The sequence below is a fragment of the Exiguobacterium sp. KRL4 genome, from assembly GCF_001870785.1.
Lineage (GTDB): Bacteria > Bacillota > Bacilli > Exiguobacteriales > Exiguobacteriaceae > Exiguobacterium_A.
The window spans coordinates 1-19635 of sequence record NZ_MOLV01000003.1 but is presented as its reverse complement, the minus strand read 5'-3'; the positions used below and the strand labels follow the sequence as shown (position 1 = coordinate 19635).

Below are 19635 nucleotides of genomic sequence, written 5' to 3'. Positions count from 1 at the left end.
ACGACTAGAAGGGCTGACCAACTCGCAGTGGTCCTCTTATACCGTGCTAAAGGGTTTGGAATAACGAACGATGCCTTGAATTCCTTTTAAGGCTTGTCGCTCAAGCGGCATGATCAGGAAAAAATCAGCTGGAACCGGGAACGGGGCTTCGATTCCGTAATCAACAGCACGCTCAAAACCAAATTGCGGATAATAGCTGTCGTGACCGAGGACGACGATGTGCGACTCCCCGGCTTCCCGTGCCTCTTCAATCACTTGGCGGATCAGTTCGGAACCGATTCCTTTACGTTGCCAGACGGGTTTGACCCCGACTGGCGCTAAGGCAAGTGACGGGATGTCCTCGATATAAATCCGACTCAGTAAGACATGTCCGACGATTTCTCCTCTATCCGTCACGGCAACGCGGCTGTAATGGGGGAATGATTCCTCGTCTTCGCGTAATGCCTCGACGAGATTTGCTTCCGCCGCTTGTCCGAATGCGGCTTGATGGACGATGCGAATTGCGGCAGCATCCTTGAATTTTTCTGTACGGATTTGCATACCTGTCTCCTCCTCCAATTCGTTGAAAAAACCGCCGACACGAAGGTCGACGGTCTGTTGACTTACATATTCATTAAGCGCAGGTAGGCATCGATGAAGCCCATGATGTCTCCATCCATCGCCCCTTGCGTGTTCCCGACTTCGTAGTTCGTCCGGTGATCCTTGACCATGCTGTATGGGTGGAAGACGTACGAACGAATCTGGCTTCCCCACGCGATGTCTGATTTTTCGCCGCGGATTTCGTCGAGTTTCTTTTGTTTCTCTTCGATTTCACGTTGGTAGAGTTTCGCTTTCAACATCTTCATTGCCGCTTCACGGTTCTTGATCTGTGACCGTTCCTGTTGACACGACACGACGACATTCGTCGGGATATGGGTAATCCGAACGGCAGAGTCCGTCGTATTGATGTGCTGTCCACCGGCACCAGACGCCCGGTACGTATCGACGCGTAAGTCTTCCGTCCGGATATCGATATCGATGTCATCGTTGAATTCCGGCATGACGTCACACGATACGAATGATGTATGGCGGCGGCCTGACGAGTCAAACGGCGAAATCCGAACAAGACGATGAATCCCTTTTTCCGCTTTTAAGTACCCATAGGCATTGTGCCCTTGGATACGGAGTGTGACCGATTTGACACCGGCCTCGTCACCGGGCTGATAGTCCATCGTTTCGACTTTCCAGCCTTGTTTGTCGCAAAAACGTTGGTACATCCGGAGTAACATCGATGCCCAGTCTTGTGACTCGGTTCCGCCTGCTCCCGGGTGTAATTCAAGAATCGCGTTGTTTGCGTCATATTCGCCGTTCAACAAGATTTGTAACTCAAACTCGTCAAACTTCCGTTTGATGTCACCCAGTTCGGATTCAAGGTCTTCTTGCAGCTCGACATCCGGCTCTTCTTTGATCAATTCATACGTCAAGACGATGTTTTCGTGACCATCTGCGAGGTGTTGGTATTTATCGACCATCGCTTTCAGTCCGTTTGATTCATCGATGACTTTTTGTGCTGACTCCTGATTATTCCAGAAGTCCGGGTACGTCATCTCGTTTTCGAGTTCTTCGATTCGCGAGATTTTGTTCTCAAGGTCAAGTGATGCCTTGTATTCATCGAGTTTCTTTTCCATCCACTCGGCGGTATTGCGTATTTCTGCTAATTCCATTGTGTTCCACCTTCTCTTTCCGTCAAAAGAGGCAGGAATCTCCCGCCTCTTTCAGCCGTTTCGTCACTTATGCCTGACGGCCGTGACAGTTCTTATATTTTTTGCCGGATCCGCACCAACATGGGTCGTTACGTCCGATTTGTTCATTTGGGTTTTTGCGGACCGGTGCTTTTTTGACGACCTTGTCCTCTTTCCCGGAAACCGCGACTTCGTCTTTGACGACTTTTTCACGTTTCAAGTTCGGATCAAGATCCGCCCGCAGGACAAACTGTGTCACTTCTTCCGCGATTGCTGCATTCATCGTATCAAACATCATCGAACCTTCCGACTGATACTCACGGAGCGGATCGTTCTGACCGTAGGCGCGTAAATGAATTCCCTCACGCAACTGGTCCATCTGATCGATATGGTTCATCCAGTGTTGATCGACGGCACGGAGGACGATGACTTTTTCGAACTCGTCAAACGCTTCAGCCGGTACTTCCGAGCGTTTGTGCTCGTAGTGGGCGAAGGCACGTTCTTGTAAGAGTTCGATGATTTCTTCGCGTTCCTTTCCGAACAGATCCTGCTCGGATACTTTTTCTTCGATTGCAAGCGTCTGGTTGGCCCATTCTGCTAGCGCGCCGATGCTCCACTCTTCCGGAACGAACTCGACTGGTGTGTACAGATGGACACCCGCTTCAATCGTCTGGATCATCATCGGACGGACGATGTCTGAGACCGACTGTGCATCAAGAATTGCTGCCCGGTCGGCGTACATGACTTTCCGTTGATCGGCCATGACGTTGTCGTATCCGAGAACTTGTTTCCGGGCGTCGAAGTTATTGCCTTCGACGCGTTTTTGAGCGGATTCGACGGCACGTGAGACCATCCGGCTTTCAATCGGTTGCGAATCATCCATTCCGAGACGATCCATCATCGACTGCAACGAATCCGATCCGAAACGGCGCATCAATTCATCTTCGAGCGACAGATAGAATTGTGACGCACCCGGATCGCCTTGACGTCCTGCCCGACCACGCAACTGATTATCGATCCGGCGTGATTCGTGGCGCTCCGTTCCGAGGATGTAGAGACCACCCTTTTCGATGACGCCTTGTCCGAGCTTGATGTCGGTACCACGACCGGCCATGTTCGTTGCGATCGTCACCGCATTCGGCTGTCCTGCGTTCTCAATGATTTCTGCTTCCCGCGCGTGGTTCTTCGCGTTCAAGACTTCGTGACGGATGCCGCGTTTCTTGAGAATGCTGCTGAGTAATTCTGACGTCTCGACGGCAACGGTCCCGACGAGAACCGGTTGACCTTCGCGGTGCGCGCGTTCGATTTCGTCCGCGACCGCCGCAAACTTCCCGTTCATCGTCTTGAAGATCAAGTCCGGCTGATCGTCCCGGACGATTGGTTTGTTTGTCGGTACCGGTACGACGTGCATGTTGTAGATGTTGCGGAACTCTTCTTCCTCGGTTTTCGCTGTCCCGGTCATACCGGCCAGCTTCGTGTACATCCGGAAGAAGTTTTGGTACGTGATCGTCGCAAGTGTCATCGACTCACGCTGAATTTCAACGCCTTCTTTTGCTTCGATGGCTTGGTGAAGCCCTTCTGAGTAGCGGCGCCCTTCCATGACACGACCGGTGAATTGGTCGATGATCATGACTTCGTCTTCGCGAATCATGTAATCGACGTCACGGTGCATGACCGAGTTCGCCCGAAGCGCAAGGCTCAAGTGGTGGTTCAAGGCGATATGTTCAAGCGCAAACAAGTTATCGATGCCAAAGTATTTTTCTGCCCGGTCAATTCCTTGTTCCGTCAACAAAACACTTTTCGTTTTGATGTCGACCGTATAGTCTTCATCTGCCTTCATCATCTTCGCAAACATATCCGCCTGCGAATAGAGTGCCGTTGATTTTTCAGCGGACCCCGAAATGATCAGTGGCGTCCGCGCTTCATCGACGAGGATCGAGTCGACTTCATCGACGACAGCAAAATAAAGCGGACGTTGCACACGGTCTTCTTTATACAGGACCATGTTGTCACGCAAGTAATCGAAACCAAACTCATTGTTCGTTCCGTACGTGATGTCGCAGCTGTACGCCGCTTGTTTTTCCTGACGTGACATACTTGATAGGTTCAAGCCGACCGACAGTCCGAGTGCCGCATAAAGCGGCTCCATGATGTCACGGTCACGTTTGGCCAAGTATTCGTTGACCGTGATGACGTGAACACCGTTGCCTGCGAGGGCATTCAAATAGACGGGAAGTGTCGCAACAAGCGTTTTCCCTTCCCCTGTTTTCATTTCAGCGATATCACCGTTATGCAAGACGTATCCACCGATTAATTGCACACGATAATGACGCATGCCTAAGACACGTGTCGACACTTCACGACAAACAGCGAACGCTTCCGGTAAGATATCATCGAGCTCTTCTCCATTCTCAAGACGTGTCCGGAATTCGACCGCTTTTCCTTCTAATTCCTGATCCGATAAGGCAGCGACTTGTGCCTCAAATGATTCAACGGCATCTGCCGCTTTTTCTGCTTTTTTCAGCACACGTTTTGTCGGTGCGAATAACTCTTTTAGAAAATTAGCCATGCCTTACAGTCCCCTTACTTCGAGCGATTCTTTAAACGAACAGAATTCCGAGATTTTTCCTTTATCAAGTGTACCGAATACGCCGTCAAATTTCAACAAGCGGACCGACTGCCTCACTTGAAATCCAACTTTAGTCTGAGACACGTTCTACGAACAAACAGTTTTTTAGCATACCAAAAGGGGACTCACTCCGTAGAGTAAGTCCCCTGTAGATTCATTATTCTGGTTCAATCAAGCCATAACGGCCATCTTTTCGACGGTAGACGACGTTCGTATTACCCGTTTCTGCGTCTGAGAAGACGAAGAACGTGTGACCGAGCATGTCCATCTGAAGAATCGCTTCTTCTGTATCCATCGGTTTGAGTGTGAAACGTTTTGTTCGAACAAGTTCGAGTTCCGCTTCATCCTCTTCGTAGACAGGTGCATCTGCCTCCGGTCCCTCGAGCGTTTTGAAGTACTCCCCAATACCGCCTTCTTTGGCGCGGCCTCTCCGGTTGATCTTCGTTTTGTGTTTCCGGATTTGGCGTTCGAGCTTATCGACGACGAGGTCGATCGCTGCGTACATGTCGCCATTGACATCCTCTGCACGAAGCAAAAGATTTGGCATTGGAATCGTCACTTCGACTTTTTGTTTCTCATTGTTGACCTTGAGATTGACATAAGCCGTCTGCGCTTCCGTAGGAGTTGTAAAATAACGAGTTAACTTTTCAAGCTTTTTCTCGACGTAATCCTTGAGAGCATCTGTGACGTCCAAGTTTTCACCGCGAATGTTGTAGATCATGTAAACTCCTCCTTAAGTAACCGGTTGAACCTATGAATTCGTCATCCCTCCAATCGTTTCCTTCTGAAGGTTCCAAATTCTTTTGGTTCGTAATTATTATACCACGATAAGCTAGACAAGGAAATGAAAACGATACCATTCTGTCGAATATTCCCCTTGAAACTTAGCGTACTATAATAGTTGTTGCATGTTGATATTAGCGTATATACCCTTAACAAATTGAGATGAAACAAAAAAACCGCTTTTAGGGGATTCCTAAAAACGGTGGTGGCTGCTAGCGGGATTACAGTTTCGAAACGTTCGACGCTTGAGGACCACGATCGCCTTCGACGATTTCGAACTCGACTTCTTCGCCTTCTTCTAGTGATTTATAACCTTCTGCTTGAATCGCTGAGAAGTGGACAAAAACGTCTTTTGCGTCTGATGTCTCAATGAAACCGTAACCCTTTTCAGCATTAAACCATTTGACTTTACCTTGTTCCATTCGAATTCACGTTCCCTTCGCAAACTAGGATTGCGAGAGCAAGCTCTCTATCGTCTATACTAACAAAAGAAACAATTATTGACAATTAAAAATTCTGATTAATTTGAATTTAATATTAATTAAAACGCCATACCGCCATCTATTGCTCTATTTTTCAAAAATTACATTGTCATTACAGGTGTAGTATTGTATTATATCGTTAGTAATTACCTATTTTATCCATTGTCCTATTTAAGGAGGATGCAGTCGAATGCGACCATTCCATAATGACGAAAAGTATCGAATCACGAAACGGACCGTTGCGATTTTACCGTGCTATGACATGATGAAACAATCCATCATCGTCTTAGAAGACGGGTCAACGATCATGACACCGCTTCGTCCGTATCAACTTCTGCAATTATCTTGCAGGCAGTACAACAGTTCCATCGAGGAACGGATCGTCACCGCTAAACGTGTCGCTTCCGTGAAAGGAAAAGTTCCGGTCGTCATCGAACCGACACTTGGTCTTGTCTTTTTCCCTACCAAATCACCAAAACGTGATGATTGCGAGTGGTATGCCTGGAGTCACATGTCCGAAGTCATCGAGGAAGACGGACAGACTAAACTCAAAACTCGTAACGGCATGATCCTTCCCGTAAACGCCTCTCCTTACATCGTCCGCAACCAAATGAAAGCAACCGGCGAGCTGATGGCTCGTTACCAGCAATTGAACGCGATGACATTAGAGGACCGCTTTAATGCAATCAAATCGTAAAAAAAATGGGTTGGGCGATGAATTCGCTCAATCCTTTTTTGTTTGTGCCGATATATAATAAGATGAAGAATTTTTCAAGAAAGGAGGTTCATCGATGAATATCCAGATGAATCCAACAAGTCCGACCCGTTCGACCACACCGAGTCCCTTGTCTGAAACAAAAACCTATAGCGGAACCGTCCTTGAAAAGACCGGTCCGAACACGGCCCTTGTCCAAGTCGGTCGTGAAAAGGTCGAGATGACCTTCACGGGTGAAGTCCCGGAAGGCACCTTTCAATTCAAGGTCAAAGGACAGACGACGGAAGGCTATCTGATCGAACAAATCACGGATCAACCGGAAGTCCCGGCAAGCGGACCGGCCAAAACCGATTCGTCTGGTGTCGATGCGACCTTACTCGACGAACTCCCACCAGAACTGAAACAAGCCGTCGCCCGGCTGCTCGCGACCGGTCAACTGCCGCAGACACCGGAAACGGTTGCTAAGCTCGTTGCTGCCCTGCAAGGGACGTATAAGGACTTGGTCCTCCAGCTCGTGACGCGGCCGTCTGACAGTGCCTTACCGGCAGAGGCAGACGTCTTGATCGCGCAACTACTCGCGACGACCGATTCCTTGGTCGACGTCTTACCGGAGCGCCAAGCGGTCCTCGATAAACCGACGCTCAGCAACGTCATCGCCCTTGACGTCGCCCGTGTGACGTTACCGACACGTACTGAGATTGATCAGGCAACCCCCGTTGCCTTAAGACAAATCGCAAATCATGTACCGGCAGATCTACAACCGGACATCATCGCCCGGATTGATCGGGGTGAACTGACGCAGGTCCGGGAACAGTTGCGTCCGTATTTCCCGAGTGAACGCCCCGTTCTCGCGGAACGACCGGCACCGAGCAAACTCGATCAATTGACCGCTGTCATCACCCAGGCCCAACAACCGAGCACCGAGAAAGTCGCTCCGCTCGCCACACCCGTGCGGTCGAACTTGACTGTCATCGCCGAGGTGACACCACGGCTCGCGGAAGTGACCAATGATTTCCGGAGCCAGCAACGGACAATCGTCTCGCAACTCCGGCAAATTGAACCACTCGTCGAGGAACGACCGTTGCAGATGGCACAAGTCATCGAAAGTACAGCCAACCGCCTGCGCCAGACGTTCCAACAGACGGACGCGATGTTACATACGAGCATGCGTGATGAAAAACAACTGATTCAATTGTTATCAAAACTCGAACGAGGCACGGAACTGGCTTTGCTCGGACGCGGAACGGAAGCAAAAGCCGTCGTCCAGGACGTCCAGGTAGCCCTTGAAGCCTTCCGCTTTGCTCCGGCAAACGTCCGGACGGCGTACTTGCCGGAACTGAACACGATGCCGCGTCCCGTCGTCAATACGTCGCAGACACCAAATCAAGTAGCACCACCGCAACGCCCGATCCCGTATGAAGCGGGACAAAACAGTCCCCGTGTCTTACAGGAGACGGTCCAAAAGACGCTTCAATTGCAGACGGCGGAACTAAAACTTGCGACGCCTGCCGCAAACCCGGAAGCGGCGAAACTCCAGACATTCCTGACGACGCAACAACAGGTCAATAAACCGGACACCAATCAGCAACTCCAACAAATCTTGCTCGCGCTCCCGGTCCAACTCGTCGAAGGAACGGCCGGACTGCACGTCCACTTACAAAACAAACGACCGGATGAAGTGATCGACTGGGAAAACAACACGTTGTACGTCCAGCTTGAGACACCACGTCTTGGTGATATCGGCGTCCGCGTCGAGACGGTCAACCGGAAGATGCAGATTACGATTGAAAATGATTTCCCGTTACTGGAACGATTAGCGACGCCGTTTCTCGAACGGACGACGGAAGCCTTACAATCGACCGGTTATCAAGACGTCAGAATTCGCTTCGATGCTTTTACGAAAGATCAGACGACACCAGAAACCGTCAAACCGGACGAGACCCCGACCGGTTACGATTACCGGATTTAAGGAGGAGCCATGTATCAGAAAATTGATTTAAAACACCGTAAATCAGCGGCCGTCCTCCGGTACGATGAGGCGTCCGGCAATGCGCCGATCGTCGTCGCCCGGGCAACCGGTGCCGCAGCGGACCGGATCTTACAGGAAGCCCGCGCAAGCGGCGTCGCGATCGAACAGGATACATCGCTGCTCGGTCACCTGCTCGATCTCGATCTCGGCACGGCGATTCCACCTCAACTGTACGACGTGATGGCTGAACTCTTACTGTTGATTGAAGAACTGGATCACGCGAAAGGACGGGACCTATGACAGAACAAGAACTGTATCAGATGACACCCCAGCAATTGACGGAGACGATGTTAAAAGGTCTTGTCTTCCAATACGAACAAACGATATTCGCCCGTGATGAACGACAGTTTGACACCGTCAACGCGCGTCTGCAAAAAGCCTACCAACTGCTTGAAAAACTACAAGCGGGCTTACACGACGACGGCGGCATCATCACGGCACAACTCGATCAACTCTATTATTACTTAGCCGAACAGACGTTACAGGCATACATCGAGCCAACGTGCTTGGAAGAATTGTTACAACTGACGGAAGAATTGTTGATCACCTGGCAAGCCGCCAGTGTCAAGAAAGAACGTCCGCTCGTCCGGGCGGCACACCATGAGCGTTACGAAGGGATGGACTATTAAATGCGGATTTCAAATAATGTACAGGCCCTGAAAGCCTACCGAAACTTAAGTGCCAATCAGATGAACGTCAAGACGACGATGGATAAACTGTCGAGTGGTCAAAAAATCAACCGCGGAGCTGATGACGCGGCGGGTCTTGCCATCTCTGAAAAGATGCGAAACCGTCTCAAAGCACTCGATAAAGCGGAACAAAACGTTCTTGACGGGATCTCGATGGTCCAGACGGTCGAAGGTGGACTCAGTGAAACGCATAACCTGTTACAACGGATGCGCGAACTGGCTGTCCAGGCCGGTAACGGGACGCTTGCGACAGAAGACCGGACCTCGATTCAGGAAGAAATCAATCAGCTGACGAATGAAGTCTCGCGGATTGCCGAAACGACGCAGTTCAACGGCAAAAAACTGTTAACAGGTGACTTCAGCACAGAGGATAATGCTGTCTTCATCCAGACGAATGCCGGCGCGAACGAAGGGATTACTTTGACGATTGATGATATGCGGGCGCTGAATATCGGAATCAGTACGACCATCAAACCGAATACCGATGCCAAGGCACTTGATTATCCAAGCGTGAATGCAACACCGGAATACGCGCTCAGCGTCATGACGAGCAGCGACGCCGATCAAGCCATCAGCCGTTACACACAAGCGATCGATACGATTTCCCAGCAACGGGCAAAACTCGGAGCGATCCAAAACCGGTTCGAAGCAACATCGTCCGTCCTCAGTGTCAGTAAAGAAAACCTGACGGCGTCCGAGTCACGCATTCGCGATACTGATATGGCGCGTGAGATGATGGAGTATGCGAAGTACAATATCCTTAATCAATCGGGCATGGCGATGATCGCCCAAGCAAACGCCTTACCGCAAGGCGTCTTACAACTACTCAACTAATCAAAGGAGGAATCACCGATGGACATCCGGCGCATCCAAGAAACAAGCCGCCTGCAGACACCGAAGACCGGACCGCGTGAAGTCGAAGCGTCGACGACGTTTTCGGCCTTGATGCAAGATAAGCGTGAACATAAAGGATACGAACGTCTCCAACAGAAATTGATGCTCGTCGAAGAGCACGGTCAGTTGCTGGCAGAAAGCCAAACGATTGAACATCTCGAAGCCTACAAAGAAAAAATCAAGGACTTCCTAAAAGATGCGCTCGATCAGTCGCAACAACTTGAGGAAAAACGTGGCTTCAACCGCCGTGGACGAACGAAAATCTACAAGGTCGTCGAACAGGTGGATGCGAAGTTGCTGCAACTAACCGACAACGTCATTTCCGGTGAATCACGCCGACTCGAGATTTTGGATCAAATCGGTGAGATCAAAGGAATGCTCGTCAACGTTTTTGTCTAAATTCATCTTGAGGAGCCAGTCCGATGCCTGACCTGTATATGAAAAAATGCCGTTGCCCCTACTGTCTCAAAGAAACGGAGACGAAACGTGTCTTGAGCCGACATATTCGTGTGGAACATACCGATATGGATGGCTTCATTCATTATCAGGGGCCAAACGTCTATTTTTACGAACCTATCCAATGTAGTCACTGTCGCTTTATTTTCCATGAAGCGTTTGAAAAACTACGGCCTGATGTACGAATTCTACTAGAAACGGACATCTTATCGATGCTTCCGGTCTTACCTTTCTCTGCAACAGAGCGTTCTGTGAAACAAGTACTGTATCTATACAAACTATGTTTGTATATGGCACAAGTCACGTTACAAAAAGACAGCATCCAAGCTATGCTTGGTATTCGAATTTCCTGGATGTATCGGTTGCTGGAAGATTTAGAACAAGAAATTTCTTGGACGATGCGATCTGTCCAAAAATACGAAACCATCTACTTAGAGTATACGGACGCAGTCCGAACGGGTATTCCTCACGATGTCTTACTTTTACGGATCAGTGATTTGTATGCAACGCTAGCCGATACAGATAACGCCAAACAATGGTACAGTCTCATTTTCCAAAGTAAAACTGTTTCCGATCGAATTAAAAAGGAAGCCCGCGAGCACTGGGAATTGTACCGCGAACAACATACCATTTAATTTCCTCCCCTGTTTGTCTGCCATGTATTGGACGGAACAGGGGTTTTCTCTCTGGTTGACGAAATTCATACATATAAAACATCGAGAAAGGAGGCGAACGCATGACACGGACATATGCTATCAGTCTGTATTTGCTGGTGCTCTATCCCGTCTTGTTTTTGACATTTAATCCGTCTGTGACGCCAATCATCGCTGGGGTCAGTACGTTGATTGGCTTAAGCTACTGCGCTTGGTCCGCTTATGGTCATTTTCTCAAACCCCGTCCGCACCATCCGTATCGATTGATCGGTCACGCGATTCTTTTGTTTTGGCTCGGCATTGTCCTCAACGTTGTCTTGGCACTGTTACCAAGCCGTTTCCATCCTGTCTGGTCGGATGCACTGGCAAACGTGACGCTGACGCTGTTCTTACTCTTGACTGCTTTGACATTGGCCCGCTTGATCGTCTGGTCGTCATTCCGCCAAAAGCGGTTGCTTTATCTCGATGGCTTTATTTTATTCGGCATGTCGCTCGTCTTTGGGTATGTGATGATTTTACAGTACGTCCCTGACTTTGCCCGGACTACCGTCGAATTGATTGCGATGACGATCTACGCACTTTGTTTCATGGCACTGATTTTATTTTTCATGATTCTCTATACGACCGGCTTACGCGGTGCACCGCAACATCGGATTCTGATTCAGGCCGTTGCTTTATTTTGTTTCACGAACTTCGGCTATTATACGTTTCTGATCCGTGATCAACTCGACATCGCAGCGTTTTTTTTACCACTCTATCCGCTTAGCTTGTTTGGGCTGATTCGCTATTTTCGGCAAGTCCCACCATCGATCACATACATATACACCTTGTCACGGCCGTATTTACCGTATGTCAGTCTGGTGCTTTTACTCGTCTGGATCTCGTTTTTCAAAGTGCCGAACATCGTCTATGTCTTGGCGATCACACTGCTCTTTTCGTTATTTTTGATCCGACAATATTTTTCAGAACGCCTCAATCAGCAGTTGCTCGAGGAACATGAAGTCGTCCAGCTTGATCTCGCAAAACGCGTCAAGGAAAAGACCGCACTCCTGGAACTAAGAAAAGAAGAATACCGGCGCCTGTTTCTTGATCATCCGGAACCGATTCTGCAGGTCAATCGAACAGGCACCCTCCAGACGATGAATCCGGCAGCGATCCGGCGATTCGGTCGACAACTATCAGAACGGCTGTCACACCAACTCCGGCAAGAAGTCGTGCGTTTAGAGACGAGTCGCAAGTTGCTGTTACAAGATGATTCCCTCACGTATGACACGACGTTGATTCCGGTACCGGATCAGGATTACGTCTACGTTCTGTTAGCCGATATCACAGAGACACTCGAACAACAACAATGGCTCGAAGGGCTGGGGTATCATGACGTCTTGACCCGGTTGCCGAATCGTCGTTATTTCGAAAATTTCCTGCAAGAACGACTGACGCAGATTACAGCCGGTTCGTTACTGTTCATTGATCTTGATGGTTTCAAACAAATCAACGACTCCTATGGGCACGACGCCGGTGACTATGTTCTGCAAGAAACAGCGAATCGCCTCCGGCTCCATCTGCGGAACGACGAGGTCGCAGCCCGGCTTGGCGGTGACGAGTTTATCGTCTTCCTGCCGCGCTCGAAAGCGGACACGATTCTTTACACCGAGGAACTGATCGCTCAGCTGAATCAACCGTTTTTGTTCAATGACAGCGCGATGTCCGTCACACCATCGATTGGCATTGCCCGCTATCCGGATGATGGGGCGACGACAAGCCTGCTCCTGATTCGAGCGGACGAAGCGATGTACAGCGTCAAACAACACGAAAAAAATGCGTATCGGTTTAAATGAAAAGGACCTTCCGCGGTGGAAGGTCCTTTTCATTACAACGACTCGCGTCGATATTTTTCTTCTTCATACGCATCCGGTAAATCGGAAATCGGACGTTCGGCTTCTTCCCAGGATTCCGACTCGACATCCGGTTCGATGAACTGATCGTACGAGCCGTCAGATCGATAAAATGGTTTGACGACTTTTCGTTTTTTTTCTTCACGTTTTGTCACGCGAGATCCCTCCCTAGGCATAGAAAGTTACTGACGAGAATCAAAATACGGTGAAAAACTGCCTTCGACTTCTTCGTACGGATCGATATACGATTTCCGACTTGTTTTCGTCTGACGGAGTTGATTGATTTGTACCCCTAATTTAGCGGTTTCTGACGATAATTTCAAGTCGATTTTTTGACTGTCGGCAACAAGCTCCTGAATGACGGCCTGATTCGCACCAGCCAGTAAGTTCGAATGAGCCGCGATAAACGCTTCCCGTTCGTTCAACAAGTTCTGAATCTTCAGCAACCACTCGTCATACACGTCTTCTTCCGGCGTTTGCTCAAGCAACTCCATCAGATGTTTTGTCTTCAGACGGAGCGGGTCAAGCGGACTCATCGTTGACGCGCGAGCTTCATCGCTTCTTTCCACGTCTCACGAAACTCTTCCGAAAAACCGATCACTTCGTCGATTGCGACAATATCATTTTTGACGTTAGCATCAATCAGACGACTTTGCATATAGTCATACAAGTTATTTAAGTCTTTTGACAAGGAAATCGACTGGTTAAGAGTCAGCTGGAGTTCGAGGATAATTGCCTGCGCTTTTTGAATGTTCGTGTTTTTTTGTTCAATCAATCCTTGTTCGATTGCACGCTTGGCCAGCATGGAGAACTTGATTAGTCCTTCATACAACATCAACGTTAAGTCTTGTGGTAAAGCGGTTGTAACCGAGTTCGTTTGGTACGTTGCGTATGGGTTCGCCATCTGAAGTCCTCCTTATTGTCCTAAGTATGAAGAAAGTGTCGCCGACTGGCTGTTCGCTTGGCTCATCGCCTGTTCCATCGCTGCAAAGCGACGATAGTAAGCATTCTCTTTGCTAGTTAATTTATCTGCCCACGTCATCATACTCTTATCAAGATCGGCGAGGGATTTTCCGAGTCGATATGTCGTCGAGACAGAACCATCAAGTCCTGCGACCTTCGAAATTTTATCTCGCATCGTCGTCGCGAATCCTTGGATTTGGCGAACAAATCCGTCAAGTCCAGCTGTACCCGGAATTGGATTTCCTTGAGCATCTTTCGCCGGTTCCGGTGCATCGGTCGTAAATAGTTTATAAACGCCTTCCGGTTGTTCCTCAAGCATTTTCTTCAGTTTTGTTTCATCCAGCTTTAACTTTCCTCCATCGCGGAAATCACTTGTTGAGGTGATACCGATTTGCGACATATAATTCAGTTCAATCGCTTTTGAGTCAGCTGTGTATGAGTAACCTGTGTCGATTTTTGCAGAAATCGCACTCCGGAACGAGTTCATTCCGTCGCGTAAGAAACTATCATTTTTCAAGACACCACTGATAGCTTTCTCTTCCCATTTCTTGACTTCGTCTTCACTTAATTCCTTTCGTTGCGCATCCGTCAACGGTTGGAAATCACGATACTTTTCTTCCCGAACTTTTTTATTCATCTTATCAATCATCTCGTTATACTTATCGACAAACTTCTTAATCGAATCAAAGTTCGCTTGCGTGTCGAGTTTCGTGTTGAGGGTCGTAGCTGTCGTTGCTGTTCCGTTTAATGTGATCGTCAGACCGTTTTGCGTAAAGGTGTTGGTCCGTTGTTCGAGTTCCTGACCGCCAATCGTGTACTTTGCATTTTTACCGTCCTGCCCCATCGTCAGTGACTGGGAGTTCACAATCTCGGAATTGGCATTCGCATCACGAATCGTTATATCTGCCCCACTTGGATTCAATTTCCCGGTACTTGTCTTCGTTAAAACCAACTTACCTGTAATGTCGTTATAGACAGCACTCATGCCGAGACTTGATTTAGCATTGATAGCTGATGTTAAATCTGACAATTTTTGCGTCGCATCAAGCGAAATCGTTTCACTGATTGCTTTTCCGTCAGCAGAAAAGCTGTTGATTTGAACATTGATTTTTCCACCTGTCACAGTAAACATCCCACTGTCAGCAAGCGTTGTATCTGATGATTTTCCTGCCGTTGTCATCATCGTTACGGATGCTGCTGACGCTAATTGACCAATCTTATCAATCGTCACACTGCCTGCTGTCGCTGCCGGACTTGCTGTCACGGATACTTTCGATGAATCCGAACTTGTCGCAGTCTTCGCTGTATAATTTTTCGATAACAGCATATCACTCGCAGCTGTTCGTAAATCGAGTAAACCTCGGTTCATTTCGCGATAGGCATCACGTTGCCATGTTAACGTTTGTTTCTTTTGTGAAAGACGATCCACTGGTGCCCGTTCTGCCTGCATCAATTGTTTAATCATCGTTTCTGTATCAATCCCACTTGCGAGACCACTAAGACGTATCCCTGCCATCCAATCAGTCCTTTCCCTTAAATCCGTTTATCAATCAGTTGATTAAATTCCATGAAAGCGGCAAAAAAATCGAGTTCCTTTTTACTCGGAATTTCTTGAACGACATGGTTATTTGTATCGACGACTTGAATATAAAATTCATTGAGTTTTTCATGTTTGATGAACTTTAAGCCTGTTCGTTGTGCTTCGAGCTGGACATTTGCCTTTTCAATGGCTGTTTCAAGCTTTGCGATATGCTGTGGTGTCGGTAGAATAACGACTCCATCCTGTGCCAAATCTTCTTGATTCGCTTCGACGAAGACATTCCGTGTCGCTTCGTAAGGTAAAACATTTTCAGGCAGGTGAAGCCGAATTTCCGTGTTGATGGAATTCATGGACAAACACTCCTTTTTCTTCTCTATGTAGTATATCGGCATATTCGAGTAAGTTGTAATACCTGATTTAAAAATCAATAGAAAAAGGCCATGGAACAAGTCCATGACCTTTAAGTAAGCTGTATAACCAATTACGATTAACGGAGTAATTGGAGAACGCCTTGCGGCTGTTGGTTCGCTTGCTACGCGCATTAGCTTTCGCTAATGATAAGACTATATCTTCATCCTAGTTTTACTAGGAGCTGGGCGCTTCCCCCGCCGTTTACGGAGTACGGATTTCATAACCATAGGAAATCTCCATTAGGTCGTCTATCCTAGTCGTTGAACCTTCACCAAGGTTTCCCTACAGGTGCTTGGCTGCTGATTGTCCAATCCTTGACGTTTTTCAGAACGGTCACGCTCGCCGTTTCCAGCCACGTTGTCGTACATCAAGGCTCTAAAGGAGTTCCAGCAATTCACCCAGTCATGCTCTGATCAGTTACCCGATCAGACGCCCGGTGGAATCAATTTACCGTAGGAGTTGAAGAACGCCTTGAGGTGTTTGATTCGATTGAGCCAACATTGCTTGTGCAGCTTGCGCAAGAATCGAGTTCTTTGTTTGGTTCATCATTTCTTTGGCCATATCAACGTCACGAACGCGTGATTCAGCCGCTGTTAGGTTTTCAGAAGATGTTTTAAGGTTGTTGATTGTGTGCTCGAGGCGGTTTTGTGTTGCTCCGAGTTTAGAACGTTCTGCAGATACTTTTTGAATAGCAGTATCAAGTACTTTAACAGCAACGTTTGCTTGACCTTGGTTACCAACTTTTAAATCTTTAACACCTAAAGCTGCAGTTCCCATATCTTTAAATGCTAATTGAATGTTTTGTCCAGTGTTAGAACCGATATGGAAAGTTGCTTGTCCATCTGTGTTGATGTTAGCAGCAGCTGTTTTTTCAGTGAAGCTAGAAAGTGCATTTGTAGCCGCGCTTCTCACGTTTCCAGATGCATCTTTAACAGTTACTGTAAGACCATTGATTGCTCCACCAACACCTGCTGTACTTGCAGTCAATGAAAGGTTTCCACTTGCATCAGCAGCAAGAGCTGTGCTAGCATCGTCAGCTGTTCCATCAGTTGTTCCTAATGCAGCAGTTGTAAGAGCACCAGCAGTAAATGTATTAGTAACAGTTGCACCATCTTTTACATATGACACACTGATTACGTCAGTTGCTGTGATACCTAAGTTGTTTCCGTTTTTATCAGTTAAAGTTGTCAGAGCATCTGTTAAAACACTTGCTGAAGCAGTTTTAACTTCTGTATTCTGATTAACGTTTGCTACCGCAGCCGCTTGACCTTTATCCATTGAACCGTTTAAAAGATTTTTTGTATTGAATTGAGTTGTATCGCGAATACGATCAACTTCTTTTCCTAATTGGTTAACTTCATCTTGGATGTTTGTACGATCTGCATCAGTATTTGTATCTGTAGCAGATTGGACAGAAAGTTCACGCATCCGTTGAAGGATATCATGCGTTTCGTTAAGTGCACCCTCAGCTGTTTGAATCATTGAGATGCCATCTTGTGCGTTACGTGAAGCTTGATCAAGTCCACGAACTTGGCCACGCATTTTTTCAGAGATTGCAAGACCAGCAGCATCGTCGCCTGCTTTGTTGATGCGAAGACCTGAAGCCAGTTTCTCCATTGATTTACTTTGAGCTGCAGAAGCGCTCGAAAGTTTGTTGTGTGTGTTAAGTGCTGTAATGTTGTGATTGATAATCATTTTAAGTTTCCCTCCATAGGAATAAATTTTTTGTCTCTTTGAAGATCCTTCTTCTCCGAGATGCGCCCCCTGGCCGGCCCAAGAGTAGCGCGGTGGTTGTAGTCGATGACTGCTTCCACTCTATATATCGTCGCCGTATCGAAATGTTTAACAGTTTCTCTCAAAAAAAATAAAAAACTTCAAAGAAAAATCGCAGACGTTGTTTCCGTCTGCGATTCCTAAGTTAGAGACGCGTCGCGCCTGTCTCTTCCTGCAATTGTTCCGCAACCGCAACCAACTCTTCCATCGCGCCATTGACTTCACCAAGTGATGCCGCTTGATGGCTTGAGGCTTGCAAGACTTGCTCAGCGTGTTTCGATGCTTCTTCGACCATTGCGAGGATATTCGCCGTCGTTAAACCAACTTGATCGATTTCCTTATCCGACTTGATAACGAGTTGATCGACCGATTGAACACGGGAATAAACGCTTTCCGTCGACTGATGAATCTCTTCAAACGACGAACCTGCTTGTTCGACGAGTCCGACACCGGTCGCCACTTCTTTTTGGACGTCTGTCATGGCATTCGCTGTATCGTTGACGAGACGTTTGACACCGGAAATCAAATCGGTGATTTCTTTTGCTGATGTTGCTGTCTGTTCAGCAAGCTTCTTAACTTCTGCTGCAACAACGGCAAACCCACGCCCGGCATCCCCAGCACGTGCCGCTTCAATCGAGGCATTGAGGCTAAGTAAATTCGTCTGCGCTGAGATATCACTGATGACATCGGTAATCCGTGAGATTTCACCCGTCATGTCGGTCAAGCGACCGTTCAGTGTTGCTGACTGTTCCATCTTGCTTGAAATCATGTGCATCGCTTCGACCGAGTCTGTCGCCAGCGTCTTCCCGTTCTCCGCTTCCGTCTGCATGACGGTCGCCGATTTCAATGCTTCATTCATTTCTTTTGCCACTTCATCCATCGTCCGTTTGACGGCACCAAGTGCGTCCATCGACAGGTAAGCTTGATCGACGTTTTCATTCATCTTCATTGACAGTTCTGCCATCGCTGACTGAATGCTTTCGCCCGATGCATTGCCTTCTTGCACGGCCGCCGCGATTTCTTGCGCTGACGCTGTCAATTTATCACTTGAATTGCCCATCTGTGTTGCTTGTTTGCGAATATGTAAGACCATGACTTCGAGTTCATGCATCAATTGATCGACTTCGTCGCCACGTTTGGCTTCTTCGAAATCAACATTGAAGTTACCGTTTGCGACTTCACGTGCCGTTTCCGTCGCTTTTTCGATTGCTCTGATTGGCTGACGAAGAATCAATTGAATCAACAACGAGCCGAGAATCGAAAGTATTAATCCAATTCCTGCACCAAATAAAATCGCTTGATTTTCTGCGACATCAACTCCACGCGCAAGGAATAATGTCAGCTGTGCTGAAATCCCACCCGTAATGACTGAAATCGCCAGTACCCAGACAAATAACCGCATTTTTAAATTTTTCCGTAATCTACTCATCTTCGAAACTCCCTTTCCTGTTTCAAATCTCATCACTCTTCTTATCGGCAACTTCTGAGAACGCTTTAAGTGAATTGACCTGATTTCATAGTTCGTTATCGAACATACTTTTCACACGTATTCACTAATGAATACAAAAACGACCATCCTGACTGTTCCTATGGAAAGAACAGTCTGAATGATCGACTATTATTTATCAAAATTAGGCGATTCACCTCCCACTTCTAAACGAAGTGAAAGTGGGAGATGAATCGCCAGCCTGCCTTTCGGGTATATTCCCTTTGAAGGAGGTGAAAAATGGTGTTGAAGCACAAGGCCTACAAATTCAGAATCTACCCCACAAAAGAGCAGGAAATCCTGATCGCGAAGACGATTCGATGTTCGCGTTTCGTCTTCAACCACTTCTTGGCGAAGTGGGATGAAATGTACAAGACCACTGGAAAAGGACTGTCCTACGGTTCTTGTTCTAAAGAAATTCCTTTGTTGAAGCAGGAGTTCGACTGGTTGAAGGAAGTGGATAGTACATCTGTTCAGATCAGCGTCAAACATCTTGCTGATGCGTTTGAACGCTTA

The 19635-nt window shown here is 47.7% G+C and carries 22 protein-coding genes; 9 read left to right on the top strand and 13 right to left on the bottom strand.

The genetic code is table 11. The features are described 5' to 3' along the window. Positions 1–36 precede the first annotated feature (36 nt). From BLD48_RS02095 to BLD48_RS02075, 6 genes are all read right to left on the bottom strand, one after another. The gene (locus BLD48_RS02095; RefSeq protein WP_071498765.1) at positions 37–540 is read right to left on the bottom strand and encodes a GNAT family N-acetyltransferase; all 504 of its coding nucleotides are present in this window, start codon (positions 538–540) and stop codon (positions 37–39) included. 62 nt (positions 541–602) lie between these two features. Further along, positions 603–1703: a peptide chain release factor 2 gene (gene prfB, locus BLD48_RS02090; RefSeq protein WP_014971191.1), complete on the bottom strand. Its 1101-nt coding sequence runs from the start codon at positions 1701–1703 to the stop codon at positions 603–605. Between the two features lie 67 nt (positions 1704–1770). After that, positions 1771–4290 (bottom strand): preprotein translocase subunit SecA, encoded by a 2520-nt coding sequence (gene secA / locus BLD48_RS02085; protein ID WP_071498764.1) that lies wholly within the window; start codon positions 4288–4290, stop codon positions 1771–1773. Between the two features lie 3 nt (positions 4291–4293). Further along, the gene (locus BLD48_RS16240; RefSeq protein WP_161487686.1) at positions 4294–4434 is read right to left on the bottom strand and encodes a hypothetical protein; all 141 of its coding nucleotides are present in this window, start codon (positions 4432–4434) and stop codon (positions 4294–4296) included. A gap of 73 nt (positions 4435–4507) precedes the next feature. Further along, positions 4508–5071, bottom strand: coding sequence for a ribosome hibernation-promoting factor, HPF/YfiA family (hpf, locus tag BLD48_RS02080; RefSeq protein ID WP_014971194.1), 564 nt, complete (start codon positions 5069–5071; stop codon positions 4508–4510). 283 nt (positions 5072–5354) lie between these two features. Beyond that, on the bottom strand, positions 5355–5555 hold the full coding sequence (locus BLD48_RS02075; RefSeq protein ID WP_014971195.1) for a cold-shock protein: 201 nt from the start codon (positions 5553–5555) through the stop codon (positions 5355–5357). Between the two features lie 250 nt (positions 5556–5805). On the opposite strand from BLD48_RS02075, the gene BLD48_RS02070 reads away from it, so the two are divergent. The 8 genes from BLD48_RS02070 to BLD48_RS02035 all read left to right on the top strand — a co-directional run bounded on the left by BLD48_RS02070 (position 5806) and on the right by BLD48_RS02035 (position 12889). Continuing rightward, positions 5806–6312 (top strand): competence protein ComK, encoded by a 507-nt coding sequence (locus tag BLD48_RS02070; protein WP_026827557.1) that lies wholly within the window; start codon positions 5806–5808, stop codon positions 6310–6312. A gap of 94 nt (positions 6313–6406) precedes the next feature. Further along, a complete protein-coding gene (locus BLD48_RS02065; RefSeq protein ID WP_071498763.1) occupies positions 6407–8299 on the top strand; it encodes a hypothetical protein in 1893 nt (630 codons plus the stop codon). A gap of 9 nt (positions 8300–8308) precedes the next feature. Further along, the gene (locus BLD48_RS02060) at positions 8309–8599 is read left to right on the top strand and encodes an EscU/YscU/HrcU family type III secretion system export apparatus switch protein (RefSeq protein ID WP_071498762.1); all 291 of its coding nucleotides are present in this window, start codon (positions 8309–8311) and stop codon (positions 8597–8599) included. Continuing rightward, entirely contained in the window at positions 8596–8988 is a 393-nt protein-coding gene (locus BLD48_RS02055) for a flagellar protein FliS (protein ID WP_071498761.1), read from the top strand. Before BLD48_RS02060 ends, BLD48_RS02055 begins: the two co-directional genes overlap by 4 nt. Then, on the top strand, positions 8989–9882 hold the full coding sequence (locus BLD48_RS02050) for a flagellin N-terminal helical domain-containing protein (RefSeq protein ID WP_071498760.1): 894 nt from the start codon (positions 8989–8991) through the stop codon (positions 9880–9882). Positions 9883–9900: 18 nt separating this feature from the next. Next, positions 9901–10341 (top strand): YaaR family protein, encoded by a 441-nt coding sequence (locus BLD48_RS02045; RefSeq protein ID WP_014971201.1) that lies wholly within the window; start codon positions 9901–9903, stop codon positions 10339–10341. Positions 10342–10379: 38 nt separating this feature from the next. Beyond that, positions 10380–11033, top strand: coding sequence for a DUF2225 domain-containing protein (locus tag BLD48_RS02040; protein WP_236629916.1), 654 nt, complete (start codon positions 10380–10382; stop codon positions 11031–11033). A 101-nt stretch (positions 11034–11134) separates the two neighbouring features. After that, a complete protein-coding gene (locus BLD48_RS02035; protein WP_071498758.1) occupies positions 11135–12889 on the top strand; it encodes a diguanylate cyclase domain-containing protein in 1755 nt (584 codons plus the stop codon). Between the two features lie 32 nt (positions 12890–12921). On the opposite strand, the gene BLD48_RS02030 is transcribed toward BLD48_RS02035, so the two are convergent. The 7 genes from BLD48_RS02030 to BLD48_RS02000 form a co-directional block, all read right to left on the bottom strand. Beyond that, positions 12922–13101, bottom strand: a complete 180-nt coding sequence (locus BLD48_RS02030; protein WP_071498757.1) for a hypothetical protein — start codon at positions 13099–13101, stop codon at positions 12922–12924. A 27-nt stretch (positions 13102–13128) separates the two neighbouring features. Continuing rightward, positions 13129–13515, bottom strand: a complete 387-nt coding sequence (locus BLD48_RS02025; protein WP_236629915.1) for a hypothetical protein — start codon at positions 13513–13515, stop codon at positions 13129–13131. Further along, positions 13479–13850 (bottom strand): flagellar export chaperone FliS, encoded by a 372-nt coding sequence (gene fliS / locus BLD48_RS02020; RefSeq protein WP_071498755.1) that lies wholly within the window; start codon positions 13848–13850, stop codon positions 13479–13481. The genes BLD48_RS02025 and fliS overlap by 37 nt, the downstream gene beginning before the upstream one ends. Positions 13851–13862: 12 nt before the next feature. Then, positions 13863–15425 carry a flagellar filament capping protein FliD gene (gene fliD / locus BLD48_RS02015; protein WP_071498754.1) on the bottom strand — a complete coding sequence of 521 codons (1563 nt, stop codon included), beginning with the start codon at positions 15423–15425 and terminating at the stop codon, positions 13863–13865. A 17-nt stretch (positions 15426–15442) separates the two neighbouring features. Next, positions 15443–15799: a flagellar protein FlaG gene (locus tag BLD48_RS02010; protein WP_071498753.1), complete on the bottom strand. Its 357-nt coding sequence runs from the start codon at positions 15797–15799 to the stop codon at positions 15443–15445. A gap of 508 nt (positions 15800–16307) precedes the next feature. After that, on the bottom strand, positions 16308–17555 hold the full coding sequence (locus BLD48_RS02005) for a flagellin N-terminal helical domain-containing protein (RefSeq protein ID WP_071498752.1): 1248 nt from the start codon (positions 17553–17555) through the stop codon (positions 16308–16310). A gap of 223 nt (positions 17556–17778) precedes the next feature. Further along, on the bottom strand, positions 17779–19062 hold the full coding sequence (locus BLD48_RS02000) for a methyl-accepting chemotaxis protein (protein ID WP_071498751.1): 1284 nt from the start codon (positions 19060–19062) through the stop codon (positions 17779–17781). A gap of 297 nt (positions 19063–19359) precedes the next feature. On the opposite strand from BLD48_RS02000, the gene BLD48_RS01995 reads away from it, so the two are divergent. After that, positions 19360–19635 (top strand): helix-turn-helix domain-containing protein (locus BLD48_RS01995; RefSeq protein ID WP_201723127.1); only part of this gene is annotated, 276 nt, incomplete at its 3' end.